Genomic DNA, 21,402 nt, shown 5'->3' on the forward strand with positions numbered 1-21,402 from the left:
TACGGCATTTAGATTCATAGAGTTACAAGTAATCGATCGAAATTACTCGAAATTCGATCGAAATTATTCAATCTGCTTCCATTCAGCCCCCCGGTCATCGCGGTACCTATCTGTCATGGCAGAGCTTTTGTGACCTAACAATTTTTGTGCATATTCTTTCCCTTTCTCATCGGTGTAGAGACGCGCTGACAAACTTCTGATTTCATGAAATGAGGGAGGTTTGCGTTCCCATATTAATCCTGATATACGACGCGCCTTCAAAAAAGCGGCAGATATCGTTTTTGCGGCAAATTGCTTGTGTTTAGCGTCTGCGACAATATGCGCTCCACCGTTGTTTAATGCACTAAACTGGTTTAATACATCAGCAAGGCATAAATTGAGGCAGTCGATGCGGGTTGCCTCGGAGAACGCAAGCATCGTGCCTGTTTTCGCCTGCTTAATGTAAAGGCGCCCGTCTTTGAAATCCTCCCAGCGTAGTGCCTGTATATCCCCTAAACGTTGACCGGTGACTAAAGCAAGGTCAAGGCAGGGCCCAACCCATGCGGGCAATGTATCCGCTGCCTTGCGTATAAGCCTCCACTCATCCAGAGTTATACGTTCCCTCTGAATGTCCACCCGCTGATTACGCGTAACTTCGGCTGGATTGCTTTTGAGCAGCCCCTCAGCAATCGCTTCACGAAACAGGTCAAGCAGCAATGCTCTGATGCGGTTTGCCATGGTTACTTTCCCCGCCTTTACCCACTGATTAAGGAACGAGGCAATGTCTTTGGTTTCTACTTGCTGAAGAGCAAATTCGCCTAAATGGGCGTTAACGGCTTTCAGGTATTTATGGTACTCGCTCATCGTTTTCGGCTTGAGTTTCCGTCCTTCGAGTATCGTCAGATAGCGTTCAGTCCATTCGCTATAGCCAAGCGACTTAATTTTGATTACACCATATGGACTGAGAACAAACTCTCTGTATAGCGACCCATCTCTCTTTTTTTGCTTTTTGCTTGTGCCCATTTATGCTCAATTGGGTTAAGATCTGGCGAATATGTAGGCAAATACTCCACCATATACCCTGCATCGATGATGACTTGTTGAATATTATGTTTTTTGTGAAAAGTGGCATTGTCCATCATGATTACACTGTTTTTAGGGAGTACTGGGATAAGGACTTGTGTGACCCAGGCATAGAAAACATCGCTGTTAATATTGATATCAAATAATCCGATAGCAAACAGCGTTGTGCCTAATAAAGCGCCGATAACATTTGTTCTTCCCCTAGCTCCCCAGTTCTTCAGGCCAAAACACCGTTGACCTTTTGGGGAATAGCCGTGAGTCCGTGGGGCATCGTGTGAAAAACCACTTTCATCAATAAAAACAATAGGTTTACCTTCTTTTTCATACTGTTGTTTTTTTTGTTGAAATCCCTGCCGGGCGTTTTCGTCGGCTTTCGGATGACGTAGAGTTTTTTTTATAGGTCAATCCCAGCTTTTTAAGCGCTTGCCAAATGGCCTTCTGACAAACGCCAAAACGCTCTGCACGTTCTTTTTGGTAAGCATCTGGATATTGTTCAACATCTTTTATCAACTCGGATTTATCGATCTTTCGCTGACGCGTGGTCGATGCTTTTGACTCTATTTGATTAATCCAACGCGATACAGAGGCAGGGCCAATCCGAAATTGCTTCGCTGTTTCTCGGATACTCAACCCTTCGTTTTTCCGTGTGGATATCACTTTACGTCTAAAATCAATTGAATAGCTCATTTAAATAATGTAATCAAAATTAAGTCGTTTAGCTATAACTGTGGTCGCCTGTGTGCCGTTGATGCGGTCAACGAGCGGTGAGGGTTTTGATGAGCCATAAATTGCCATATTGGCAGCTATGGCTTGTGTAATGGCCTCCTGTCGATGGCGGCCCAGGCCATACTCTTTTCCGGTGCGCGGATCACGGTAGCAAAAATAGCCGCCATTGCGCGGTTGCAGGTTTGGCGGCAAGTCGCGGTTCTTATGGCTTCTCCGGCGTGCCATGTCTTATCCTCGATAACAGGGTGGGGTGAAGGGGGGGAGATGGGTGGAACGTATTGTTTCTCGTGAGCTTGCAGGCGTTTTCCTCAACCAGATACTCGCGCCCATCGCGTATCGGTGCGGGAAAAATCATTCCGTTCCTGACCAATCGCCTGACGGTTTCCATACAGCGCGGACGGGCTTGCCGCCGATTCCACTCGGATAAGGTGATGTATGCCATCATTGACCTCTGCTAAAATTAAGCCGCTGCGCCGTTCGTCATGACGGCGAGCGGGTGGGGGAATGACCAATCTAAGAAATGCGGTGATGCAGGTGATTTCAGGCTGTAACAGCCTTGGTTAACGTACTGATGCAGGTCGTAGAGGCTTGCCTTGCTGCTCGAGGATATCGATAAGCTTTCGGTATCCGTTTCTCAGCCATTTTACAATTTTATCCAATTGGGTTTCTTCCGGGTGATAGCTCCCCATGAGGGCAGCATGACCCGCGAATGCATAATTCATGGGAGTTCCTGTTTTTATAGTGTTATTTGGGTGTCGTATTTTGCATGGCTCATGGTCTTCCAACTCAGGCCGTTATCTTTGGATAACATGCGCCAGTAGAGGGAGAGCCGTATTGATAAATAACCGGTTCGTCGTATGCGTCTTGCATGGATAAGTCCTTCACGGTATAAGCGCTTAAATAACTTCTCCCGCTCTCTTATCCTGTTAGGTATTTTAGGTTTCATTCGTTCGTTGCTCCTCTTACATCTGGATGGCGCTTTTCTGTCAGTTCAGCAATCTCACGGCTGGACATGGTTAATGTTTGTGCAATGGTTAAATTTTGCATGAGTAAACCTCTCACAAGTTAATGTGATTAATGAAACCCCGGCACGATACCGGGGCGGGATTGGTGATTAGCTAGCGAGCTTTTTAATCAGATCGTCTTTGTGTATGACGAGATAGTCAGCTCGGCGCGCAATCTCGAACAATGTATCGAGACTGGCAACATACTCGTTGTCAGCGATGGGCCGGGAGCTGATGATTTTATTATCTTGAAGGGTAAGCAGGATTTCGTTGGTTACACCACTGACGGCAACTGCACCATTAAGCTGCTCTTCCATGCGGTTAAACTCCGCAATGTAAGCTTCCTTGAACGCTGCTGCCTTTTTTCCCGTGAAGCCCATGACGAGGAAGATGAAGCCGTCTTTGGTCATGGTGAAGATTTTGGAATCACGGGTTGCGCCATTACCAATTTCTATGCTTGAGAACATCTCCTCAAAATTGAGGACATGAAAATTAGCAGAACAATCAAGAGAGTCGATAGCGCGCAGCACGTTGTCGTGACGTTTGCCAAAGTAATCTGCAACATCCTTGGATGTCGTAACAGCCTTACCGTTGTGAACGCTAACTTTAGGTGCAGTAAGAGATTGTTGAAGGGCCATAATAGCCTCCGATAGTGATCTTGATGTAATCACCACCACGAGGTTTCGAATCTCATTTGGTGGTGAACTGAACAGGGTTCGAAACTACCGGGATCACCATCCGGCCAGCTTTGCGGCTGCCCTATCCAGTCCACCATTGATGTGTGGCTAGATTGCGACATAAAAAAACACGCTCGCGGCGTGTCACTCTGTCGCGGTGATTCCTTCGGGGTTTCGAATCCCGGCACCTGAATTTGCAGATGCAGAGCGACTATAGCGCATGGGTTGATCTTCCGTCAATGGTTAAAGCGCAATGCTGATTAGCATGAGAATACACATAAAAATTGGCATTTAAAGCAATCAAAATACGGTGAATAAGCTATTACACTTCAAGGTATATGCTACATATACTCAACAAACTTCAAAATGCACGCCTAGGCCACGCGAGAGACTTACTGCCCGTGCCTCTTGCTGGACAAGCAGATGCATCTTTAAGTACGGTAAGTACGGTAAGTATGAGTATAGGAGAAAATTATATGGCTACAGACATAAGGTTTGAAGGATTTCTATTTAATAAAGTTATCAATGATTATGATATCATGAAAATTAAAAGCGCTACAAGCAAAAGTGACGTAGAAAGTTTTTGGGGTAAAATTACAGATTGGTTTTGTGGAACACGAAAAGAAGAAGCCAAGAAAGCATTGTTTGATATCATTCATAATGATAATCCAAACAAAAAAATAGAATTTTTTAATCAATTAAGAGATATGGTATTACCAGCTTATAAAGACAAATTCACTTATAAGACAACAGAAGTTAATGACAATTTATTTACGGTTAATTTATTAATTGCCGATATTTTATCAATAGAAAATTTGCGAACTACAGGCAAAAGCATTGATATAACAACAGCTGTTAGCCATAGTCTTGACGGTGTCATGAGTCATGGGGATTTCAATTTAGAACAATTAAAGAAAGATGCCAGTAGATTTACTTATACATTAAATTCCGAGCTTTACAAGCATGGATCTTTAACTGAATTAGAACTTGGAAAAGTTACTGTTAATATGCCAGAAGCGCAAAAAAAATCACTGGATGTGATAGCTTCTCAAACTGGAGTTATAGCAATAAAAAATGGGATTCACGAACTTGGTTACGGAATGTCCTTCGTGGGAACACCAGAATTACAAAGTATCTCTATATCAACAAAAAAAGATGATTTGGTTAAAGTTGAACTGAATTTAATGCAGAATCATTTAAATGAAAGATTTGATGCCTATAAGCAAAGTCTTCCGGACGCTAAATATCCCTGCTTGAGCATGAAAGCAAATGTAGACATTGATAATAAAGGAAATTATTATATTCGTGAAATAAAAATATCTCACCCAGGAATTGATTAAATTAACCTATATCGGCTTTGTTGAATAAATCAGAATTAGCGGACAGGATGGTTCCCGCTGGAAAACCGAGTCTGTAAAGAATTTTGTGTAAATGGCTCCATTGCTTAACCGGAGATTCGTTCTCCATACATCAACATGAATTGGCTCATAGCAGGTTTCCAGTCTCTGATTGGCAAGGTCCATTTAGCAGAGATATTATGCAAGGCTAGATAGAGTAATTTTATCACCGAGTCATCCGTTGGAAATATTCGTCGCGTTTTCGTTATCTTGCGCAATGAAGCATTTAACGACTCTATCGCGTTGGTGGTGTAGATAACCTTGCGGATCTCCGGCGGAAAGTCAAAAATGACGATGAGACGTTCCCAATTATTTCTCCACGACGGGCTGATCGTCGGGAACTGTTCATCCCATTTGGCCGCGAAGGCATCCAGGGCCTCTTCAGCGCCCTCTAGCGTTGCGGAACTATAGATGGTGCGCAGGTCAGCAGCAACGGCCTTACGCTCTTTCCAGCCGACGTAGCGCAGCGAGTTCCGCACCTGATGCACAATGCAGAGCTGTACCCGCGTATGCGGGTAAACAGCTTCAATGGCATCAGGAAAGCCTTTCAGGCCATCGCAGCAGGCGACGAAGATGTCCTTTAGCCCACGATTTTTCAGTTCTGTCATCACAGATAACCAGAACTTGGCCCCCTCAGTTTTGGCTATCCATAGCCCCAGCAGCTCTTTTTCGCCCTGGCCGTTGACGCCGAGGGCCAGATAAACAGACTTGTTGGCCACGGCTCCGCCGTCCTGGCTTTTGACAACAATACAGTCAAGGTAAACAATGGGATAAAGCGCATCCAGCGGCCGTTGCTGCCAGCGCTTAACTTCATCCATCACAGCATTGGTCACTTGAGAAATGAAGCCAGCGGAAACATCGACCCCGTAGACTTCTTTAAAGTGTGCCTGAATATCACGGGTTGATAACCCTCTGGAATAGAGAGAAATAATGCGGTCATCGAAGCCGTTAAGCTGTTTTTCGTGCTTACCGATCAGTGTCGGCTCGAAGGTACTGTTGCGGTCGCGCGGAATATCGAGCTCGATCTCCCCATTTTGGCTACGTACGCTCTTGGATGTCTTGCCATTGCGTGAGTTGCCTGAATGATTACCAGCCGGGTCATGCTTAGCATACCCAAGGTGCATCTCCATCTCAGCTTCAAGAACCCGTTCCGCCAGTCTTTTAGTCAGCACCTTGAGTAGGCCTGATTCACCCAGCAGATCCTGAGGGGAGTGACAATCTTGAAGCAGTTGGTCAATAAGTTCGTTGCTGATAGGCATTTTGTTATCCTTTGAAGGTTTTCCTCAAAATGCCATTTACACAGATTATTTTACAGTCTCGGAAAACCTGTTTTATGTAATCCGGACTCTGGCCGGGATAGCCCACTTTCTTCTTCCACTCGTCATTGCTGCCGCTCAGACGCTGATTCGCCACCGCATGGTTACGTTCATGGTACTTGTCCGGCCAGTATTTGGCTCCGCTTCGCGGCGGGATAAGGGGCCTGATTTTCTTTCTTAGCAACGCATCGTGGCAGTAACGGCCGTCATAAGCACCGTCTGCTGACACTTCCCTGATTTTTCGGTGGGTTTGGTTAATCAGGCCCGGCAGTGCCTGCGCATCTGTCGTTCCGCTGAGCGATAAGTCGGCACAGATAATCTCATGCGTCGCACTGTCTGCTGCCAGATGAAGCTTGCGCCACACTCTTCGTCTGTCAGCCCCATGCTGCCTGACTTTCCATTCACCTTCGCCAAAGACCTTCAGACCGGTACTGTCGATGACCAGATGCGAGATTTCACCACGCGTTGGCGTTTTTATGCTGATACTGACGGTTTTTGCCCGCCGACTGACCAGAGAGTAGTCCGGGCAGCGCAGTGGCAGGCTCATCAGTGTAAAAACCGAGTCGACAAAGCCCTGTAATGCCCGGAGCGACAGGTTAAACACGCGCTTTATCATCAAAACCGTGGTAACAGCCATATCGGTGTAGTAAAGCGGCCGACCACGACCTTCATGCGAAGAACTGTCAGTCCATGCAGCGATGGCCGACTCATCAAGCCAGACCGTCAGGGAGCCGCGTTGTCTGAGTGCTTTGTTGTAGGTGGGCCAGTTGGTGATTTTAAACTTTTGCTTTGCCATGGGGAGCTGCTATCGGGAGCGATGATAGTGCTTTGATCCGGCGATCCCCTGAAAGTTCGATTTATTCAACAAAGCCCTGGACATGGTTAATGTTTGTGCAATGGTCAAATTTTGCATGCGTAAAGTCCTCGTTAGTAAAAACGATGAAGAAAATGTAACCCCGGTGTATTACCGGGGCGGTGAAAGGACATTTAATTACGCCGGTTCGAGGCAGAACGCTTGAGACAGCTTCGCCAGTCCCTTCGGTGTCACCAGCACCTGCTCGCGAATTTTGTCGGTGCCGTCGTCACAGGGGATAAGTGATATTTTATGCTCGAGGTAGCCTGACTGGATTTTGCTCTGGTAGGCTATCCAGTTCTTGATGCCGATACGGCGATAAATCCAGCCACGCTCACGGAGGAAAGCGAACAGATCTTTGGGGCGTACCTGTAACTCCTTGGCGGCGTTGGTGATGCACATGCCGCCGTCAGATTTGGCGATGCGGTGCAGGGCTTTCACGTCTGGGGCCATCTCCTCAACTTTGCTTTCGAGTGCGATAACCTTTTCGGTGTAGGTAAGCAGGATGCCACGCATGGCCGCTGGGTCATTGAGCATCTGAACGGGATCGGCAGGCAGGGACTTGATGCGCTTCTCACACTGGATAAAGTACTGACGTGCCTCCTTGCCTTTCTCGTTGCGCTCAACCATCGAAAGCTCTTTCGCCATGTCGATGCTGATGGCGTATTTCATGGAAGGGCGGCCACCGTTGGGGTTTTCGCCAGAATTGGCGAAAACTACATAGTCGATATTTTCGACAAATCCGTACTGCTTGATGCGGTCTTTAATCCAGTTGGAGAAGTCTTTGCCGACCTTCAGGAACTCATGCAGGTCACGGGCATTCACCGTCTTGATGGTTTCGCCATTGATGCTATTAGTTTCGATAGTGATCAGTTCATGTTCTTTAGACATAGTAAGGTCCTCACAAGTTAATGTGATTAATGGAACCCCGGCACGATACCGGGGCGGGATTAGGTGATTAGTGGTGAAAAAAAATCGGCGCGGGGCCGGGTGGGGGGTTATTCGACAATATCTATCGCATCAAGATCTGCCGCCTTAAGAACTGGATGGACCCGCTCAAGAAGCTCAATGAAATCATCGTAGCTATCGCAAACTTTCATTAATGTAACTATGCCAGCAAACCTCTTTTGAAGCATTTCGTTGCCGACCCCCTCAGAAAGAAACTGATGCATTTTTGCTCCTTGCTTGTTAGCTTTTGCACGCTCTTCTTTCAGTATGGCCTTGAGATCTGGAGCCATTCGGTCATAGGTAATGTTATTAACCAGATGACCAAAATACTGAGGTTTTCTCATGTTCGCCTTAAATGGAACTCCGCGCAGTCGGCATAACTCTTCGAAAAACTCTGGTGGGTATACCCTTACCCAAGGACGCATTTCTTTGGCGATGAATTGTTCCAACAGCTTAGCAAGTTCATCCCGCTCACGCTCTTTCTGGTAGCCCGTTGCTTCATCGACAAGGGCAACAGCACCAACACGAGCCAAAGCTTTATATAGCGCCTCTGCCTTTCTTGCTGTGTTGAGGTGGTGCCTTTGTTTTAATGCTCCGTCTTTTTCTGCTGCTAACCAGACCTCACACAACTCTGGAAGCAGAGTCGCATCCAGACCATATGCAGCACCAACACCAGATGTGTTCTTGAAGACAATTGGCTCAGAAATCGCATCTCGTAGCTCATCAGAAATGTATGGCTGTAATTCCGTTGCCTGCAATACATATGGAAGTTGTCCAGATTCCCCACCAGGAACCCACCTTGGCATTTTTGATCCTACAGACACGCCAAATGTTTCTGCAAGCCCGTTATTACCCTGCATTGAAACGACACGCCTTCCATCTGGTAGAACAGCACAGGAAACCCCTGTTGACATCAAACCTGTATGAGTCGGCTTTGGTGCAGCTCTAACTACAGCAGAGATGGCTGCTGCTTTTTTTGATCGCTCTTTATTGTCCATATCTTATCCTTTCGGTTAGGGTACGAACACATGCTAGCTAATACTTTAATAAGCTGCAATGGTTAGCTAAATTTAAAAAAAGCTAATAACTGGATCTTCTTTGATATGTTACTGATATTGTTAGGTTAATTATCCATACAGAATTAAGCAAAATCTTCGATAAGCTATTTTTATCGGCACGAGAGATAATATACTAATGTTTAAATCTTTCCCATAAAAAGGCCGCATCTCTGCGACCTTTCATAGGCGCGATCCCGGGGCGAAATGACTGGGTTAGTGGCGTTGCAGGAACTGGCTAACGTTCGCCTGTTGCCATTTTTCGAGCGCGTGGGTCATCACGCCGTAATGCTGCTGTGTGCTCTCTTCGAGCATGTGCTGCATCTCGCCCAGTACGATAGCTTCATTTTCACGGTGACGCAGAACACGGCGTATCGTCTGCTTCTCAGCGTCGAAGATGGCACCCTTGAGCGTGTTGGTAATACTGTAGATACGACGGCACTCTTCGGCCAGCAGGGGGATTTGCCGGATTTCGAAGTGCTGAGGGGAGGGTACGCCCGTTACACGGCGCAGGGCATACCAGATGGCCTGTGTCCAGGCTCGGTCAAAATGAAAGCCGTTCGCCATGCTCCAGACCAGATGGGTCAGGGAACGAGTATCATCATCGTTGAACAGTTCAGCGGCTTGGGGTTTGTACTGTGGATGTTCGTACTTGCCGGTCTTGCGGATTGAGGGAAGTACTTCATTCGTCACCCATTTGCGGAAGCGATGGGGCAGGGTGCCTTGCTTCACTGCATCGCGGCAACGTAGTACCAAGGTGAACATGCCGGACTCGGAGATGATAGCTAAGTCCTGCCGTCCTCCAAGGGTGTAAATTGAACTTACATCCTTCTCGTCATCGTCCAATGCTTGTAGAGACATGCGAGAATTCGTTAGCTCCAGAGCATCACAAACATCCTTGGCAACAAACCAAGGTTCATCATTAATGATGATAGTGCGAACGATGTGATTTTCAAAAGTGAATGGAGTTGTAGATAGCGCGGTCATAGTGACCTCCAGTGGTTGTATTTAAACTACCCACCACCGCAAGACGCGAATCTATAAGGGTGGCGAGCTGGACGGAGTTCGCGTACCGGATACAACCAACCGGTGAGCCTTTAGACTCCACCGTCCAGCCCACCATTGAGATGAGGCTAGACTGCGACATAAAAAAAACACGCTCGCGGCGTGTCATTTTGTCGCGGTTGTATCCGTCAGGACGCGAATCCAGGCACCTGAATTTGCAGATGCAGAATGACTATAGCGCATGGGCTCTCCTTGCGTCAATGGGATGGTTTATGCTGCTACACCGTTCATCATGACGCCTAAGAGCCGTGGGAACAGGCTGTCGTAGAAATGTGGCTGCGTCTGGCGAGGATTAGCTGGGTCAGTGAGATTCTTGCCAAACTGCAAGCCTTTTTCTGTTAGCGACCAGAACAATTTCTCTTTGTCGGGATGCTTGCTGCTGGGGCGTGACTTGCGCTCAGCGAGTCCGAGCAATTGCAGGCGCTTGAAACCTGACTGTGCGGTGTAGGGCTTTCCGTGCAGCATTAGCAGTTCAGTCAAGGAATGCGTTACTTCACTTGAGCCGGTGGTGCTGCCCTCTGGGGCATCTACGGCGTAGGCTGGTAGCATATTCGGTAGTCCACAGGATGTTTGCAGTTGTTGCAGCGAACCCAGAACAGCAGACGGCGCAAGGCGGAATTCCTGCTTAGCGAAACCGAGCAGTGCCAATCCTGCCTGAAGCTGGTCTGTCAATGGTTGCTCGGGCGCAGAGGTCGCTTTATCAAACGTGCGGATGACCTTGAGATTGAAAGCGGCGCTGATCCACATGGCGTAGGCGAAAACCAGTTCTTTGGCAACATAGGTTCCCTGTTCGGGGCCACCACGGATAACCGATACCGGAATTCCGTCCTCGATCAAAAATTGAGCAATCAGTTCTTGGGTCTGTTTATTTGCAAGCCAGTACGCAGGACTGTCTTTTTTAATATCACCAGCAGCGCGGTGCAGGTCATTCAGGCAGTAACGTCCGAAAGCATCCTGACGGACGACGGTATTTTCAATGACAACTAATTTAGACATAACAATTTCTCCATAGTTAAACGGATGTGGTTAAAGGTATTAGCAGACTCACTTGTAAAATTTTGCAGATTGGCGGTCAGATCGCTTACACTTGGCTTAACACAGGAGGATCCCTATGGGACAGGTTGCATTTGATACTCAAGAGTTCGTCGAGAAGCTGGAAAGCTCTGGTCTTAATAGAGAGCAGGCAAAGGCTATAACCCTTGTCGTGCGTCAGTCCCATGAGGTTGCAGACCTTGCTACCAAGCGTGACCTTGAAGACGTGCGCAAAGATTTAACTGTTCAGATAGCCGATGTGCGTAAGGATATTGACGCTCGCTTCGAGAAGAACGAAGCTCAGATGCAGGCTCGCTTCGAGAAAACTGAAGCTCAGATAGCCGATGTCCGTAAGGATATGCAATTAGTCCGCAAAGACTTACAGCTTGAGATGGCGGGTATCCGATCTGAGCAGAAGTTAATTCGCTGGATGCTGAGCGCTGGAGTTTTAGGTATTTTCTCTCTGGTTGTGAAAGCTTTTCTCGTCACGGCCCTCTAATTAATTATGCCACTACGGATTGTTAGCTCAGTTGGTACAGCTGTGGACTCTTAATCCATCGGTCGCATGTTCAAATCCTGCACAACCCACAATATTGGGGATTAGTCGCTTCTGACAGCACCGTAACGCCCTATGTCATTCTTAAAGCGTTCGTCTTTAGAGGGGTCAATTTCTACTTTGGCATAAACTCTATTTGCTTGGGCTGCGATCCGCTTCTCTTCGGCTAATATCACGCGATTTTCCCATGCCAGCCGCTTTTCTTCCCAATTAATTAACCGTGGGTGAGACAATCCTTTTTCGCCAGCGTCTACCGCTTCCATTGCGCCTCTGACTATAGGAATAGTCTTTAGGTATCGCTCCTTTCTCCACGGGTCTAGCCGGTCGTAACATTTCCTTTCGTCGGGCGTTAATTCTTCGTAGGTCATAACGTCACCTGAAATTTAGGCAGCACAAATCCTTCCATGTTGGATATAGCGCTGCGGTGATGGTTGGGTTAAATCAGAATGGCGGCTCTTCGTCGAAATTCATCGGCGGCTCATTGTTGGGTGCCTGTTGTTGCTGCCGACCATTGCCGCTTGATTGCTGGCGCTGATTGTTTTGCTGCCCGCCATCCTGCTTGCCGCCGATCATCTGCATTGATCCGCCAATATCGACAACAACCTCCGTTGTGTATCGGTCTTGCCCTGACTGGTCTTGCCACTTCCGTGTGCGTAACTGGCCCTCGATATAGACCTGTGAGCCTTTGCGGAGATACTCGCCAGCCACCTCTGCCAACTTGCCGTACAGCGTGACGCGGTGCCATTCGGTGCGCTCCTTCTGCTCGCCTGATTGCTTATCTCGCCACGTATCCGATGTGGCTACGGTCAGGTTTGCTACCGCGCCACCGTTCGGCATGTAGCGCACTTCGGGGCCTTGCCCCAAATGACCTACAAGAATGACTTTGTTGACGCCTCTCTGTCCCATTTATGCCGCCTCTTCCAGTTCTGACTTACGAATGTCATACACGCCTTTCGCGTCGGCCTGCTGCGGCGTTCCGCGCAAAGCTCGCCACGCTTCCTCAAACGCAGCTTTTAGCTGATCAACATTCTTTGCTGACGTTGCGGATTCAGTGAATGATTTAAGCAGCTCGTCCTTGTTGGATTCATCGGCATTGGCATCGTCGGATTCGCCCTGTGCCGCATCAGGAGGCGTTGGCATAGCCCATTCAGGTAATGGCGGAGTTTGCCACCAGATGTTCTTGTATTGGTTGTCTGTATCCTTGAATGAAGCCTTGTTCCAGCCATTTTTTTTCTCAATCGAGCAGATGGCAAAATTCTCTTCCAGTGAGTAGAGGTAACGACCAATACCCCACTGAACAGCGGCCCGCTTCATTGAACCAGACATGCCGCCCTTAACGGCTTCAACCTGAGTTTTATCTGCACCGTCCCACTTAGCCACCCATTCGTCTCTGATCCGAATGTATATGCCACACATCACGCCACCATCCGGCCCCGGGGTGAATTCATTCTTCCAGTTCTCTTTCCCGCATACGTCATCCAAGCGCTTCATGATGGCGCGGTTAGTCACGTAGGCCAGAACCATGGCCCACGGGTTGTTTTTCGCTATTCCACACCGCTGCACACGCCATTCGATATCATCTACCGGGAACGGCGCGTCTAATTGTGATAAGTCCATTGCTCACCTCACATGTGATTGCCAGCGAATTCATCCCATGAAATAGGCTCATCGCTGTGAATTTCTGAACATTCGGATTCGCTTGTTTTCTCTTCCCTGAGAAAGATAGCCAGCACTCCCGCTGGAAGGTCGGCGTCACGCCGCAATGACGTTCGGTAGTCTCTGGCGCAGATAAGCATGTTCGCAGCCTTATCCATCACGCCAGCCCGCCTGTTTGCAGCGGCAGATATAGCCAAGCGACATTATTTTGATAACAGCCAGCTATGCTTCTTTGCCGCATATCAGGGCATAGGATGTAATCATTTTTAAGTCGGTTGGCTATAACAAGATGGTGCGCTACCGTCACCTGGGTTTCCGTGGGGATATGGTTTTCATTGATAACTCAGGTGAAAGCGATCCTCAGTGGGATGGATTGGGCCGGAGGTATTCCCTGTACTACATAGAGGAGAGCGAACTTGTATAAAAAGCGATCTCTCCGATTTGAATTCACGAATCACCTTGAACCGTTTGAGGGAATGAAGGGCAACAACAAAATATCGATAGATAACGTTCGATCCAGCCTATCCCTCCAGTCATCAGGAAATTTATTCGGGACACAGGTTAGCGCCAACCTTTACGGGTTAAACATGGAATTACTTGCTGCCTTATCAGCAAGGGCGATGGGGAATTACGGCACGGGAACCGAAAGCGTGTCGCTGGATATTTTCGTTGAAGAGAATAAGATTTTCTCAGGGTTCATGAATTCATCCATTGCCAACATGAACAGGGTTCCCAATGCGGCGCTCATAATAAACGCAACAGCAAGTTATGAGCTACAGAATAAGGTTATGCCCCCTTTTTCTTTCGGCGGCCCAATTCCGGTAACAGATATTTTGACGGCAATAGGCTTTGTTGAATAATTTAAGATACTGATTTATATAAGCATTATAAAATTTCAACGACTAATTTTTCCTCTCGGAATGCTTTTTATTGTGCTAACTATTTGATTTGTCGTTCTAACAAAATACATTCTCTGTAAATGCATTCTAACTAAAGAAGATGTAAATCAAACGGTTAAATTATTCAACAAAGCCACGGCAATATGCAAACCAGTAGGCTATGAGCCGTTAATTACCGGGCTGAAAAACCCGGTGGCGACAAATCCACACTACTCAGGTAGCGTTTTTGAACAGCTTTCAGGGGTATGTCATGACTTCGCGATAGCAATGTCTGTCATGCAGCCAAAAATATCCTTCTGGCCCTCGGAAAGTAAAAGGGATGACGTTATTCCCCTGGTTTCTCACCGTCATGGGTTGATCGGTTATCCCATATTTTCAAACGGCGGGGTGATGTTTCAGACTCAGTTTTCAACCCTGCTGACGGCAGGGAGGAATATAAACCTTGACACTTCACTACCTCACGCAAAGGGAACTTATCAACTCACCAGCGTGACGCATGAGCTTTCCTCAATGATACCTGATGGCCCGTGGCACTCAATATGCATGGCCAACAAACAGAGAGACGGAGTGTGACGTGTCAGATAAATTACTTACACCAACCGGGCCACAAACTAACGATGCGGAATCGCTTGATTATATTTTCAAGCAGATGTTGTCCGGTTATTGCTTCATTGAAATTGTTGAAGTGAAGGCGATTAAAGGCGAAGCACCAAATCTGACTGTCGATGTTCTCCCGCTAGTTGCTCGCCTTGACCAGAATAATCAGATGATACAAAACGCTGTAGTGTACAACATACCCGTTTACCGTGCGCAGCGTGGAAATAGTGCGATCATCATGAACCCCGTTCCGGGCGATATTGGGTGGATTGCCGTTTGCGACCGTGATAATTCTGTAGCCCGTGCAAATCGGAAAGCGTCTGTGCCGGGAAGTCGTCGGGCGCACAGTAAATCAGATGCCATCTATATGGGCGGCCTACTCAATAGGCCGCCGACGCAGTTTATGGAGTTTGCAGATGGAGCACTGAATATCACTTCACCGAACCCGGTAAATATCACCTGTTCAAAAGCGACGGTAGCAGCCCCTCAAGGCGTAACGATAGATACCCCTTCCGCGCATTTCACCGGGGACGTAACGGCAGACGGCAACATCACTGATAATGCTGGAACACAGGCTTCATCACTAAAAATGCTGCGTGACAACTACAATGACCACAAACACCCAGTGAGGGGTGTTCAGCCAGGCTCTTCCAGCGTCATTTCCAATGCTACGGATAAACCATCATGACCTACCGAACGCTAAAACTTTCGATGCAAGTGTGGGATTTGACGTTGGATGGAAGCGGGAATATGGCTATTGCAGATTCAGGTTATGCAGTAGCTCAGGATGTTGCCAGCGCCTGCCTGGTGTTTGCTGGCGAGTGTTATTACGACAACACGTTGGGCATCCCGTGGAAAGAAGAGGTTCTTGGTCATCGTCCTTCACCGGGATACATTGCCGGGAAAATGGAGGCAGAGGCCAGAAAGCTACCCGTCGTCAATCAGGCGCTAGCTTCCGTGCTCTTCGACAAAAACACCCGCCAGACTCGCGGTGTTATCCGCATAACTGACAACGACGGAAACGAATCGCAGGTCACCCTATGACAAAATTAAAAACGGCAGTCCCCGGAGTGACGATAACCGAAAATGGGTTAAGGGTGCCAGACATTGCCGATGTGCTTTCCGGTCGCCTTACTGACATGGATACAGCAATGGAGGGCGGGGCGAGTAAATCCCTGTCATCACCCCAGGGGCAGATTGCACAGTCTGATACCGAGATTATTGCCACAAACTACGACGCGCTGCTCTGCCTGTTCAACCAGATGAACCCAGACTACGCGACGGGGCGCTGGCAGGATGGGATAGGCCGCATCAACTTCATGGAGCGCATCGCTGCACGAGGGACTATAGTCACCGCAACTTGTACGGGAGCAGCCGGTAGGACAATCCCAGAAGGAAGCACCGCACAGGATAAATCTGGATACCTCTATGCGTCCATAAGCGCAGCCACGATTGGCCCTGACGGTGTGGTCGATGTCGAGTTCCAAAATCAGACGACCGGCCCTATCGCTTGCGGTGTTGGTGAACTAAACCAGATTGTATCTCCAGTTTCAGGGTGGGATGCCCTAATTAATCATGCCGCTGGAGTCGTGGGTATTGATGTAGAGTCGCGCATTGCATTCGAGACGAGACGCCGACAATCTGTAGCACGCACAGGAAGAAACACAGACGCGTCAACATTGGCGGCGCTTCTTGCTACCGATGGTGTACTTGACGCTTATGTATGGTCCAATAGAGAGGACGTGACGGTGAATAAGGGTGAAACATCATTCCCGGTAGCTCGCCACTCCCTCTATGTGTGTGCCTATGGAGGGACTGACGCAGATGTTGCGGAAGCGATATACGCAACAAAAAAACCCGGCGTAAACCTGAACGGAAACGCTACATTTATTATTCAGGACAAAGAAAATTACAGCCCACCCTATCCTGAATATATAATAAAATGGAAGAAAGCAGACCCATTGAGGATATACTTTCGCGTTCAGATACAAAACGACATAATCAATCTTCCGTCCGATGTAACAGCCCAGATTAAAAAAATGGTTTCCAGCGTTTTCAACGGTAACCACGAAGGAATAACAAAGGCAAGAATTGGTTCAAGGATTAGCGGTGGTACGTATTACGCACCCGTGATAAGCCTTTCTCCTGAATACATGAATATTCTATCCTTAACCCTTTCTGTGGATGGGGTTAATTATGCTCAGTCGGTAACGGCAGGAATAGATCAAGTACCCACCATACAGGAAGCTGACGTGGAGGTGATCACAGTGTGAGCTGGAAAGAAACTATACTGACTCAATACTCCGCAAGCCCAAGATTACTGGCAATCATCGAAACATTTAATCAGGCCATGAATCTTGATGATTTTACCGATAAATTTATAGATGAAGTTTGGGATGTAACAACAAATGGAACCTACGGGCTAGATATTTGGGGTAAAATAGCAAACGTATCAAGACATATTCAATCTGATATTAGCAGCAACAGTTTCGGATTTTCAGAAGCGGACGATGGCAATATTAATGATCACCCCTCGCCATTCAACGAAGTGCCTTTTTATGCCGGAATTCAAGAGACTGAAACCGTTAGACTTACTGATGATGCATACAGGACACTTATTTTAGCTAAAGCATTTTCCAATATCAGCATGGCGACAATAAGAGAAATGAACAGGTTTTTAACCATACTCTTTAAAGGGAGAGGAAAGGTATTCTGTGTTGATTATGGTGAAATGAGAATGGGGATTATTTGTGAGTTTTATTTAGCGCCTTACGAAAAGGTGATTTTGAATAAATACGACGTATTACCAACCCCTCAAGGGGTTTTATTGACGACCACTCAGCTTGTGCCGCCCTATTTTGGCTTTGCTGATGACGCATACCCGTTCAACGATGGAGCATTTTTTAAAGGTTAATAATGCATAGAAGCTCTCCACCCAAAAAACAGCCACTCCCATTCGGAACGAATGGTCAGAGGGAGAACCTTCTGGAGGATACCCCAGCAGGTGACAACACAGCCTCTTATTCAAAGGGGTTCCCTCCCGTAACAATGATTCTGAAAGCCGCAGGAGGCCTTCCCCCGAAGGGGCAGGACATGAACCAGATACTCTTTGAGCTTTCTGATTTAATGCGCTGGGCGAGCACAGGTGCGATAAACGCATTCGACCCAGCATTTTCATCAGCAATTAGTGGATACCCAAGCGGGGCTCTCGTATTAAGCGATGCTGGCGACAAGATATTTATTAGCGTCATAGACAATAACACTGACAACCCCAATTCAACAAATACCGGATCGTGGAAAAACGCGGCAGATTTTATCGGTGTTTCTGAATCGGTACAACAAGATATAGACGGGAAGCTGGCGAAAGAGCAGAACGGCGCAGACATACCCGATAAACCGTTGTTTCGCAAGAATGTTGGATTGGTTAAGCAAACGAACCAATTCGACGCCACTGCCGGTTCCATTGCACTTAATACTGCGTGGGGGTGGGGAGGTTCAGGCTACAATCAAGCGTGGACCGCTGAAACATTTCTCACATGGGCGAGAAATGCGGCAAATGGCGGTAGGGTTTTTCGCAACGACACGGCTACACCATACAGCAAACGATACGGCTCAGGCGTTTTTATGAGGGCTGGTGATACATGGTCCCTAATTTCTGTAGGAGCTATCGCGGGCGGTCCTGATGTAAACGGCGTAAGAATATCGAGCGGGAATAACAGCGGTTCGGAAACTCAATCTTATGAATTGTGGACAAACCAAAACCTACCAAACCCTATATCAGCATCGGAGTTTGCAGGTATTCCGCTCCCGTTCCCTGGGGCTGTTGCTCCATCGGGTTTTCTGAAATGCAACGGACAGGCGTTTGATAAAACAACCTATCCGATTCTCGCGGAGCTCTACCCATCCGGTCATTTACCTGACCTGCGCGGCGAATTTATTCGTGGCTGGGATGATGGGCGCAAGGTTGATACCGGACGAGCGTTGCTGTCATCTCAGGGCGATGCGATTAGAAACATCACAGCCACCAGGAACGGCGTTGCGGAATGGTCCGACGGCGAAGACATGGGGGCATTCTCAACAGTATTTAAACATGAAGCCCAACTCGCTAAGGGATCCGGTTTTTGCCAATGGGGTAGCCTGACTTTTGACGCATCAAAGGTTGTCCCTACGGCAGCAGAAAATCGCCTACGCAATATTGCCTTTAACTACATTGTGAGAGCAGCATAATGAGCAACTATTCCACTGATATTGAGACTGCCGAATTAGGCGAAAACGGACTCAGCAAAAAAGCTGGCTGGATCACTGTCTATCATGTCAATCAATACACTGGTGAATACCAAAGCGCGAGCATGGAATACCTCATGCTCGGTGTAGGCCTTCCCGCACACAGTTACCCCGATAAGCCAGAGTTACCGCCTGCTGGGCAAGCTCTACGTCGCACGGTGGATGGCAAGTCGTGGGAGTTCTTGCCAGATTATCGCGGACAAACGGTTTACAGCACGGAAACGCGACAGGAGCAGACGGTTACTCAATTCGGCGAACTGCCGGATAATGTCACGTTACTGAAACCACAAACCGAATTTGATGTGTGGAACGGGAAAAAATGGGTGACAGACACGCAAGCCCAGCAAGCGGCTGAATCACGAGCTGCGCAGCAGGAGGCACAACAGGCGTTAACCTCACGTCTTACCGTGGCGAATACGCGTATTCAGCCACTTCAGGATGCGGTAGACCTCGATATGGCCACGGAGACAGAAAGGGCGCAACTTGTTGCGTGGAAGAAATACCGCGTGCTGCTTAATCGGCTGGATATAAGCAAAGCGGCGGCTATAAACTGGCCTGAGCCGCCGGACGCGGAAAAGGCGGGGATTAATGCCCGTGGTTGAACAGGGAAGCCAGTTCATCATCGGACAGGCCGGTATAGCGCTTGATGGCTGATTTTCCTACACCATCAGCAAGAAGTTGCCTTGCAATTTTGAGCGAGGCGCTATGCTCGCCTTCTTGGCGACCTTCTTGGCGACCTTCTTGGCGACCTTCTTGGCGACCTTCTTGGCGACCGAGGTGGATGCCTTCTTGGCGCCCTTCCTGCCGTAGCTGTTCTGCAATCGTCATGACATCCTCCTGATAATCTTGTGTCTGTACCGCGATGGTGTGCAAAAACTGTCTGGTGTCTGAGGTTTCACCTCGACCTACAATATAGTACATCAGGCTACGAAACTGCTCTTTAGGTATCGCCCATAGATTGAGTAGGCGGGCGATATCGGCTGCCAGTTCCAGCATATCGCGCGTTTTGATGTGCTTCTGTACTAACTCTAGCAACGCCACCCGCCTATGCGTCAGGATTTCATCATCCGGCACAGCGGTGATATCAACGAGCGGGAATGCCTGCGTATAGACTGATTCTGCCAGTTCAGGGTCAGCAAAGCAATCGAGCCATTGGGTGCTGTAGGGGTAGGGCGACGTGGTGCCGTGGTAGAACATGAGCGGGATGACCACGGGTAAGGTCTCGTTACCTTGCTCAAGGTGCCGCTGCATGGCTGCCACACTGTACCGTAGCAGCCTGAATGCCATGAGCTTTTCTGGCCTGCTCTGGTGCTCGATGAGTGTATAAATGTAGCCTTTCCCCGCATTCGTCTGCACGGAATAGAGCATATCCGAACACTGGGTGCGCAGGTCGTCTTCGATAAAGCTGCCCGACTCCATTGCCAACGTACTGAAGTCGCAGCGTTCACGCAGGTGGGGCGGCAGATGGATTTCCAAAAAGTCTCGTGCCACAGCGATATCGCCGAGAAACTTTTTGAACAGCGAATCGTGTTGTGAGAGTGAGGATGTTGTCATTGGCGCAGTATACCTTGCTCAGGTTAGGCTACGCCATCGAAATCCCCTCCTTCAAGTCTGTCAAATCTGGGCGATTCTGGCGTAGTTGGCAAGTCGAAATGGACGGTAACGTATTGATAAAAATGTTGTGTATTGTCGTGCTTTGTTGTGTTTTGTTGCCTATTTTTTGAACGATAAATTCAGTCAATGCATTGATATTAATAGTTTTTATGTTCTTTTGCTCTGCTGTGCATGCCATAGCGCCATAAAAATACCCAGATTATTATTCAATAAGTTATAGGGTATAGATCGAAATTACTCGAAATTCGATCGAAATTATTCAATCTGCTTCCATTCAGCCCCCCGGACATCGCGGTACCTATCTGTCATGGTAGCGCTTTTGTGACCTAACAATTTTTGTGCATATTCTTCCCCTTTCTCATCGGTGTAGAGTCTTGCCGCCAGGCTTCTGATTTCATGAAATGAGGGAGGGTTACGTTCCCATATTAATCCTGATATACGACGCGCCTTCAAAAAAGCGGCAGATATCGTTTTTGCGGCAAATTGCTTGTATTTGGCGTCTGCGACGATATGTGCTACCCCGTTGTTTAATCCCCTAAACTGGTTCAATACATCAGCAAGGCATAAATTGAGGCAGTCAATGCGGGTTGCCTCGGAGAACGCAAGCATCGTGCCTGTTTTCGCCTGCTTAATGTATAGCCAACCGACTTAAAAATGATTA

General features: G+C 47.9%; 27 protein-coding genes and 3 pseudogenes. 9 read left to right on the forward strand and 21 right to left on the reverse strand.

Features of this window, described 5'->3' with window-relative positions; translation table 11 throughout:
• Positions 1-63: 63 nt before the first annotated feature.
• The 8 genes and pseudogenes from ACQGXV_RS21165 to ACQGXV_RS21200 form a co-directional block, all read right to left on the reverse strand.
• A complete protein-coding gene (locus ACQGXV_RS21165) occupies positions 64-1,002 on the reverse strand; it encodes a tyrosine-type recombinase/integrase (RefSeq protein ID WP_440863004.1) in 939 nt (312 codons plus the stop codon).
• Positions 927-1,460, reverse strand: coding sequence for an IS630 family transposase (locus tag ACQGXV_RS21170; RefSeq protein ID WP_440867543.1), 534 nt, complete (start codon positions 1,458-1,460; stop codon positions 927-929). Before ACQGXV_RS21170 ends, ACQGXV_RS21165 begins: the two co-directional genes overlap by 76 nt.
• The gene (locus tag ACQGXV_RS21175) at positions 1,384-1,749 is read right to left on the reverse strand and encodes an IS630 transposase-related protein (RefSeq protein WP_440862584.1); all 366 of its coding nucleotides are present in this window, start codon (positions 1,747-1,749) and stop codon (positions 1,384-1,386) included. The genes ACQGXV_RS21170 and ACQGXV_RS21175 overlap by 77 nt, the downstream gene beginning before the upstream one ends.
• A gap of 36 nt (positions 1,750-1,785) precedes the next feature.
• A pseudogene (locus ACQGXV_RS21180) lies at positions 1,786-2,013 on the reverse strand (phage integrase Arm DNA-binding domain-containing protein); the annotation flags it as partial.
• A complete protein-coding gene (locus ACQGXV_RS21185; RefSeq protein WP_440863005.1) occupies positions 1,991-2,233 on the reverse strand; it encodes an excisionase in 243 nt (80 codons plus the stop codon). The pseudogene ACQGXV_RS21180 and the gene ACQGXV_RS21185, both read right to left, overlap by 23 nt.
• 115 nt (positions 2,234-2,348) lie before the next feature.
• Positions 2,349-2,510, reverse strand: coding sequence for a protease FtsH-inhibitory lysogeny factor CIII (locus ACQGXV_RS21190; protein ID WP_440863006.1), 162 nt, complete (start codon positions 2,508-2,510; stop codon positions 2,349-2,351).
• Between the two features lie 14 nt (positions 2,511-2,524).
• Entirely contained in the window at positions 2,525-2,734 is a 210-nt protein-coding gene (locus tag ACQGXV_RS21195; RefSeq protein ID WP_440863007.1) for a ParE family toxin-like protein, read from the reverse strand.
• Between the two features lie 168 nt (positions 2,735-2,902).
• Positions 2,903-3,430 (reverse strand): Rha family transcriptional regulator, encoded by a 528-nt coding sequence (locus tag ACQGXV_RS21200; RefSeq protein ID WP_440863008.1) that lies wholly within the window; start codon positions 3,428-3,430, stop codon positions 2,903-2,905.
• A 440-nt stretch (positions 3,431-3,870) separates the two neighbouring features.
• Between ACQGXV_RS21200 and ACQGXV_RS21205 the strand changes: the two genes are divergently transcribed.
• Positions 3,871-4,809, forward strand: coding sequence for a hypothetical protein (locus ACQGXV_RS21205; protein WP_440863009.1), 939 nt, complete (start codon positions 3,871-3,873; stop codon positions 4,807-4,809).
• Between the two features lie 104 nt (positions 4,810-4,913).
• Here ACQGXV_RS21205 and ACQGXV_RS21210 read toward each other — a convergent pair whose 3' ends face one another.
• The 6 genes and pseudogenes from ACQGXV_RS21210 to ACQGXV_RS21235 all read right to left on the reverse strand — a co-directional run bounded on the left by ACQGXV_RS21210 (position 4,914) and on the right by ACQGXV_RS21235 (position 11,099).
• Positions 4,914-6,125, reverse strand: a complete 1,212-nt coding sequence (locus ACQGXV_RS21210; protein WP_440862551.1) for an IS256 family transposase — start codon at positions 6,123-6,125, stop codon at positions 4,914-4,916.
• Between the two features lie 85 nt (positions 6,126-6,210).
• Positions 6,211-6,978: pseudogene (locus tag ACQGXV_RS21215) on the reverse strand (IS5 family transposase); the annotation flags it as partial.
• Positions 6,979-7,173: 195 nt separating this feature from the next.
• Positions 7,174-7,926: an antA/AntB antirepressor family protein gene (locus ACQGXV_RS21220; RefSeq protein WP_440863010.1), complete on the reverse strand. Its 753-nt coding sequence runs from the start codon at positions 7,924-7,926 to the stop codon at positions 7,174-7,176.
• Between the two features lie 107 nt (positions 7,927-8,033).
• Positions 8,034-8,981, reverse strand: a complete 948-nt coding sequence (locus ACQGXV_RS21225; RefSeq protein ID WP_440863011.1) for a P63C domain-containing protein — start codon at positions 8,979-8,981, stop codon at positions 8,034-8,036.
• Positions 8,982-9,254: 273 nt separating this feature from the next.
• On the reverse strand, positions 9,255-10,025 hold the full coding sequence (locus ACQGXV_RS21230; RefSeq protein ID WP_440863012.1) for a BRO-N domain-containing protein: 771 nt from the start codon (positions 10,023-10,025) through the stop codon (positions 9,255-9,257).
• Positions 10,026-10,313: 288 nt separating this feature from the next.
• Positions 10,314-11,099, reverse strand: coding sequence for a KilA-N domain-containing protein (locus ACQGXV_RS21235; RefSeq protein ID WP_440863013.1), 786 nt, complete (start codon positions 11,097-11,099; stop codon positions 10,314-10,316).
• A 115-nt stretch (positions 11,100-11,214) separates the two neighbouring features.
• Here ACQGXV_RS21235 and ACQGXV_RS21240 point away from each other — a divergent pair, with 115 nt between their 5' ends.
• A complete protein-coding gene (locus ACQGXV_RS21240) occupies positions 11,215-11,634 on the forward strand; it encodes a coiled-coil domain-containing protein (RefSeq protein ID WP_440863014.1) in 420 nt (139 codons plus the stop codon).
• Positions 11,635-11,735: 101 nt separating this feature from the next.
• Here the strand turns inward: ACQGXV_RS21240 and ACQGXV_RS21245 are convergent, their stop codons facing one another.
• The 5 genes from ACQGXV_RS21245 to ACQGXV_RS21265 all read right to left on the reverse strand — a co-directional run bounded on the left by ACQGXV_RS21245 (position 11,736) and on the right by ACQGXV_RS21265 (position 13,654).
• Positions 11,736-11,954 (reverse strand): hypothetical protein, encoded by a 219-nt coding sequence (locus ACQGXV_RS21245; protein ID WP_440863015.1) that lies wholly within the window; start codon positions 11,952-11,954, stop codon positions 11,736-11,738.
• Positions 11,955-12,132: 178 nt separating this feature from the next.
• The gene (ssb, locus tag ACQGXV_RS21250; RefSeq protein ID WP_440863016.1) at positions 12,133-12,597 is read right to left on the reverse strand and encodes a single-stranded DNA-binding protein; all 465 of its coding nucleotides are present in this window, start codon (positions 12,595-12,597) and stop codon (positions 12,133-12,135) included.
• Positions 12,598-13,308: a Rad52/Rad22 family DNA repair protein gene (locus ACQGXV_RS21255; protein WP_440863017.1), complete on the reverse strand. Its 711-nt coding sequence runs from the start codon at positions 13,306-13,308 to the stop codon at positions 12,598-12,600.
• Positions 13,309-13,316: 8 nt separating this feature from the next.
• Positions 13,317-13,544 carry a hypothetical protein gene (locus tag ACQGXV_RS21260; RefSeq protein WP_440863018.1) on the reverse strand — a complete coding sequence of 76 codons (228 nt, stop codon included), beginning with the start codon at positions 13,542-13,544 and terminating at the stop codon, positions 13,317-13,319.
• Entirely contained in the window at positions 13,505-13,654 is a 150-nt protein-coding gene (locus tag ACQGXV_RS21265; RefSeq protein WP_440863019.1) for a hypothetical protein, read from the reverse strand. Before ACQGXV_RS21265 ends, ACQGXV_RS21260 begins: the two co-directional genes overlap by 40 nt.
• 280 nt (positions 13,655-13,934) lie before the next feature.
• Between ACQGXV_RS21265 and ACQGXV_RS21270 the strand changes: the two genes are divergently transcribed.
• The 7 genes and pseudogenes from ACQGXV_RS21270 (at position 13,935) to ACQGXV_RS21300 (ending at position 19,729) form a co-directional block, all read left to right on the forward strand.
• Positions 13,935-14,207 carry a hypothetical protein gene (locus ACQGXV_RS21270; RefSeq protein WP_440863020.1) on the forward strand — a complete coding sequence of 91 codons (273 nt, stop codon included), beginning with the start codon at positions 13,935-13,937 and terminating at the stop codon, positions 14,205-14,207.
• Positions 14,208-14,766: 559 nt separating this feature from the next.
• Positions 14,767-15,531: a phage baseplate protein gene (locus tag ACQGXV_RS21275; protein ID WP_440863021.1), complete on the forward strand. Its 765-nt coding sequence runs from the start codon at positions 14,767-14,769 to the stop codon at positions 15,529-15,531.
• Complete coding sequence (locus ACQGXV_RS21280; RefSeq protein ID WP_440863022.1) at positions 15,528-15,887, forward strand: hypothetical protein; 360 nt, start codon at positions 15,528-15,530, stop codon at positions 15,885-15,887. Before ACQGXV_RS21275 ends, ACQGXV_RS21280 begins: the two co-directional genes overlap by 4 nt.
• Positions 15,884-17,116 (forward strand): baseplate J/gp47 family protein, encoded by a 1,233-nt coding sequence (locus ACQGXV_RS21285; protein WP_440863023.1) that lies wholly within the window; start codon positions 15,884-15,886, stop codon positions 17,114-17,116. Before ACQGXV_RS21280 ends, ACQGXV_RS21285 begins: the two co-directional genes overlap by 4 nt.
• Positions 17,113-17,757, forward strand: coding sequence for a DUF2612 domain-containing protein (locus tag ACQGXV_RS21290; protein ID WP_440863024.1), 645 nt, complete (start codon positions 17,113-17,115; stop codon positions 17,755-17,757). The genes ACQGXV_RS21285 and ACQGXV_RS21290 overlap by 4 nt, the downstream gene beginning before the upstream one ends.
• 878 nt (positions 17,758-18,635) lie before the next feature.
• Positions 18,636-19,070 (forward strand): annotated as a pseudogene (locus tag ACQGXV_RS21295) (phage tail protein); the annotation flags it as partial.
• Complete coding sequence (locus tag ACQGXV_RS21300; protein WP_440863025.1) at positions 19,070-19,729, forward strand: tail fiber assembly protein; 660 nt, start codon at positions 19,070-19,072, stop codon at positions 19,727-19,729. The pseudogene ACQGXV_RS21295 and the gene ACQGXV_RS21300, both read left to right, overlap by 1 nt.
• Here ACQGXV_RS21300 and ACQGXV_RS21305 read toward each other — a convergent pair.
• Both ACQGXV_RS21305 and ACQGXV_RS21310 read right to left on the reverse strand, forming a co-directional pair.
• Complete coding sequence (locus ACQGXV_RS21305; RefSeq protein ID WP_440863026.1) at positions 19,713-20,681, reverse strand: Rpn family recombination-promoting nuclease/putative transposase; 969 nt, start codon at positions 20,679-20,681, stop codon at positions 19,713-19,715. The genes ACQGXV_RS21300 and ACQGXV_RS21305 overlap by 17 nt on opposite strands.
• Positions 20,682-20,996: 315 nt before the next feature.
• Positions 20,997-21,350 carry a tyrosine-type recombinase/integrase gene (locus tag ACQGXV_RS21310; RefSeq protein ID WP_440863027.1) on the reverse strand — a complete coding sequence of 118 codons (354 nt, stop codon included), beginning with the start codon at positions 21,348-21,350 and terminating at the stop codon, positions 20,997-20,999.
• Positions 21,351-21,402: the final 52 nt, after the last annotated feature.

Source organism: Symbiopectobacterium purcellii, from assembly GCF_052050035.1.
GTDB classification, from domain to species: Bacteria; Pseudomonadota; Gammaproteobacteria; order Enterobacterales; family Enterobacteriaceae; genus Symbiopectobacterium; species Symbiopectobacterium purcellii_A.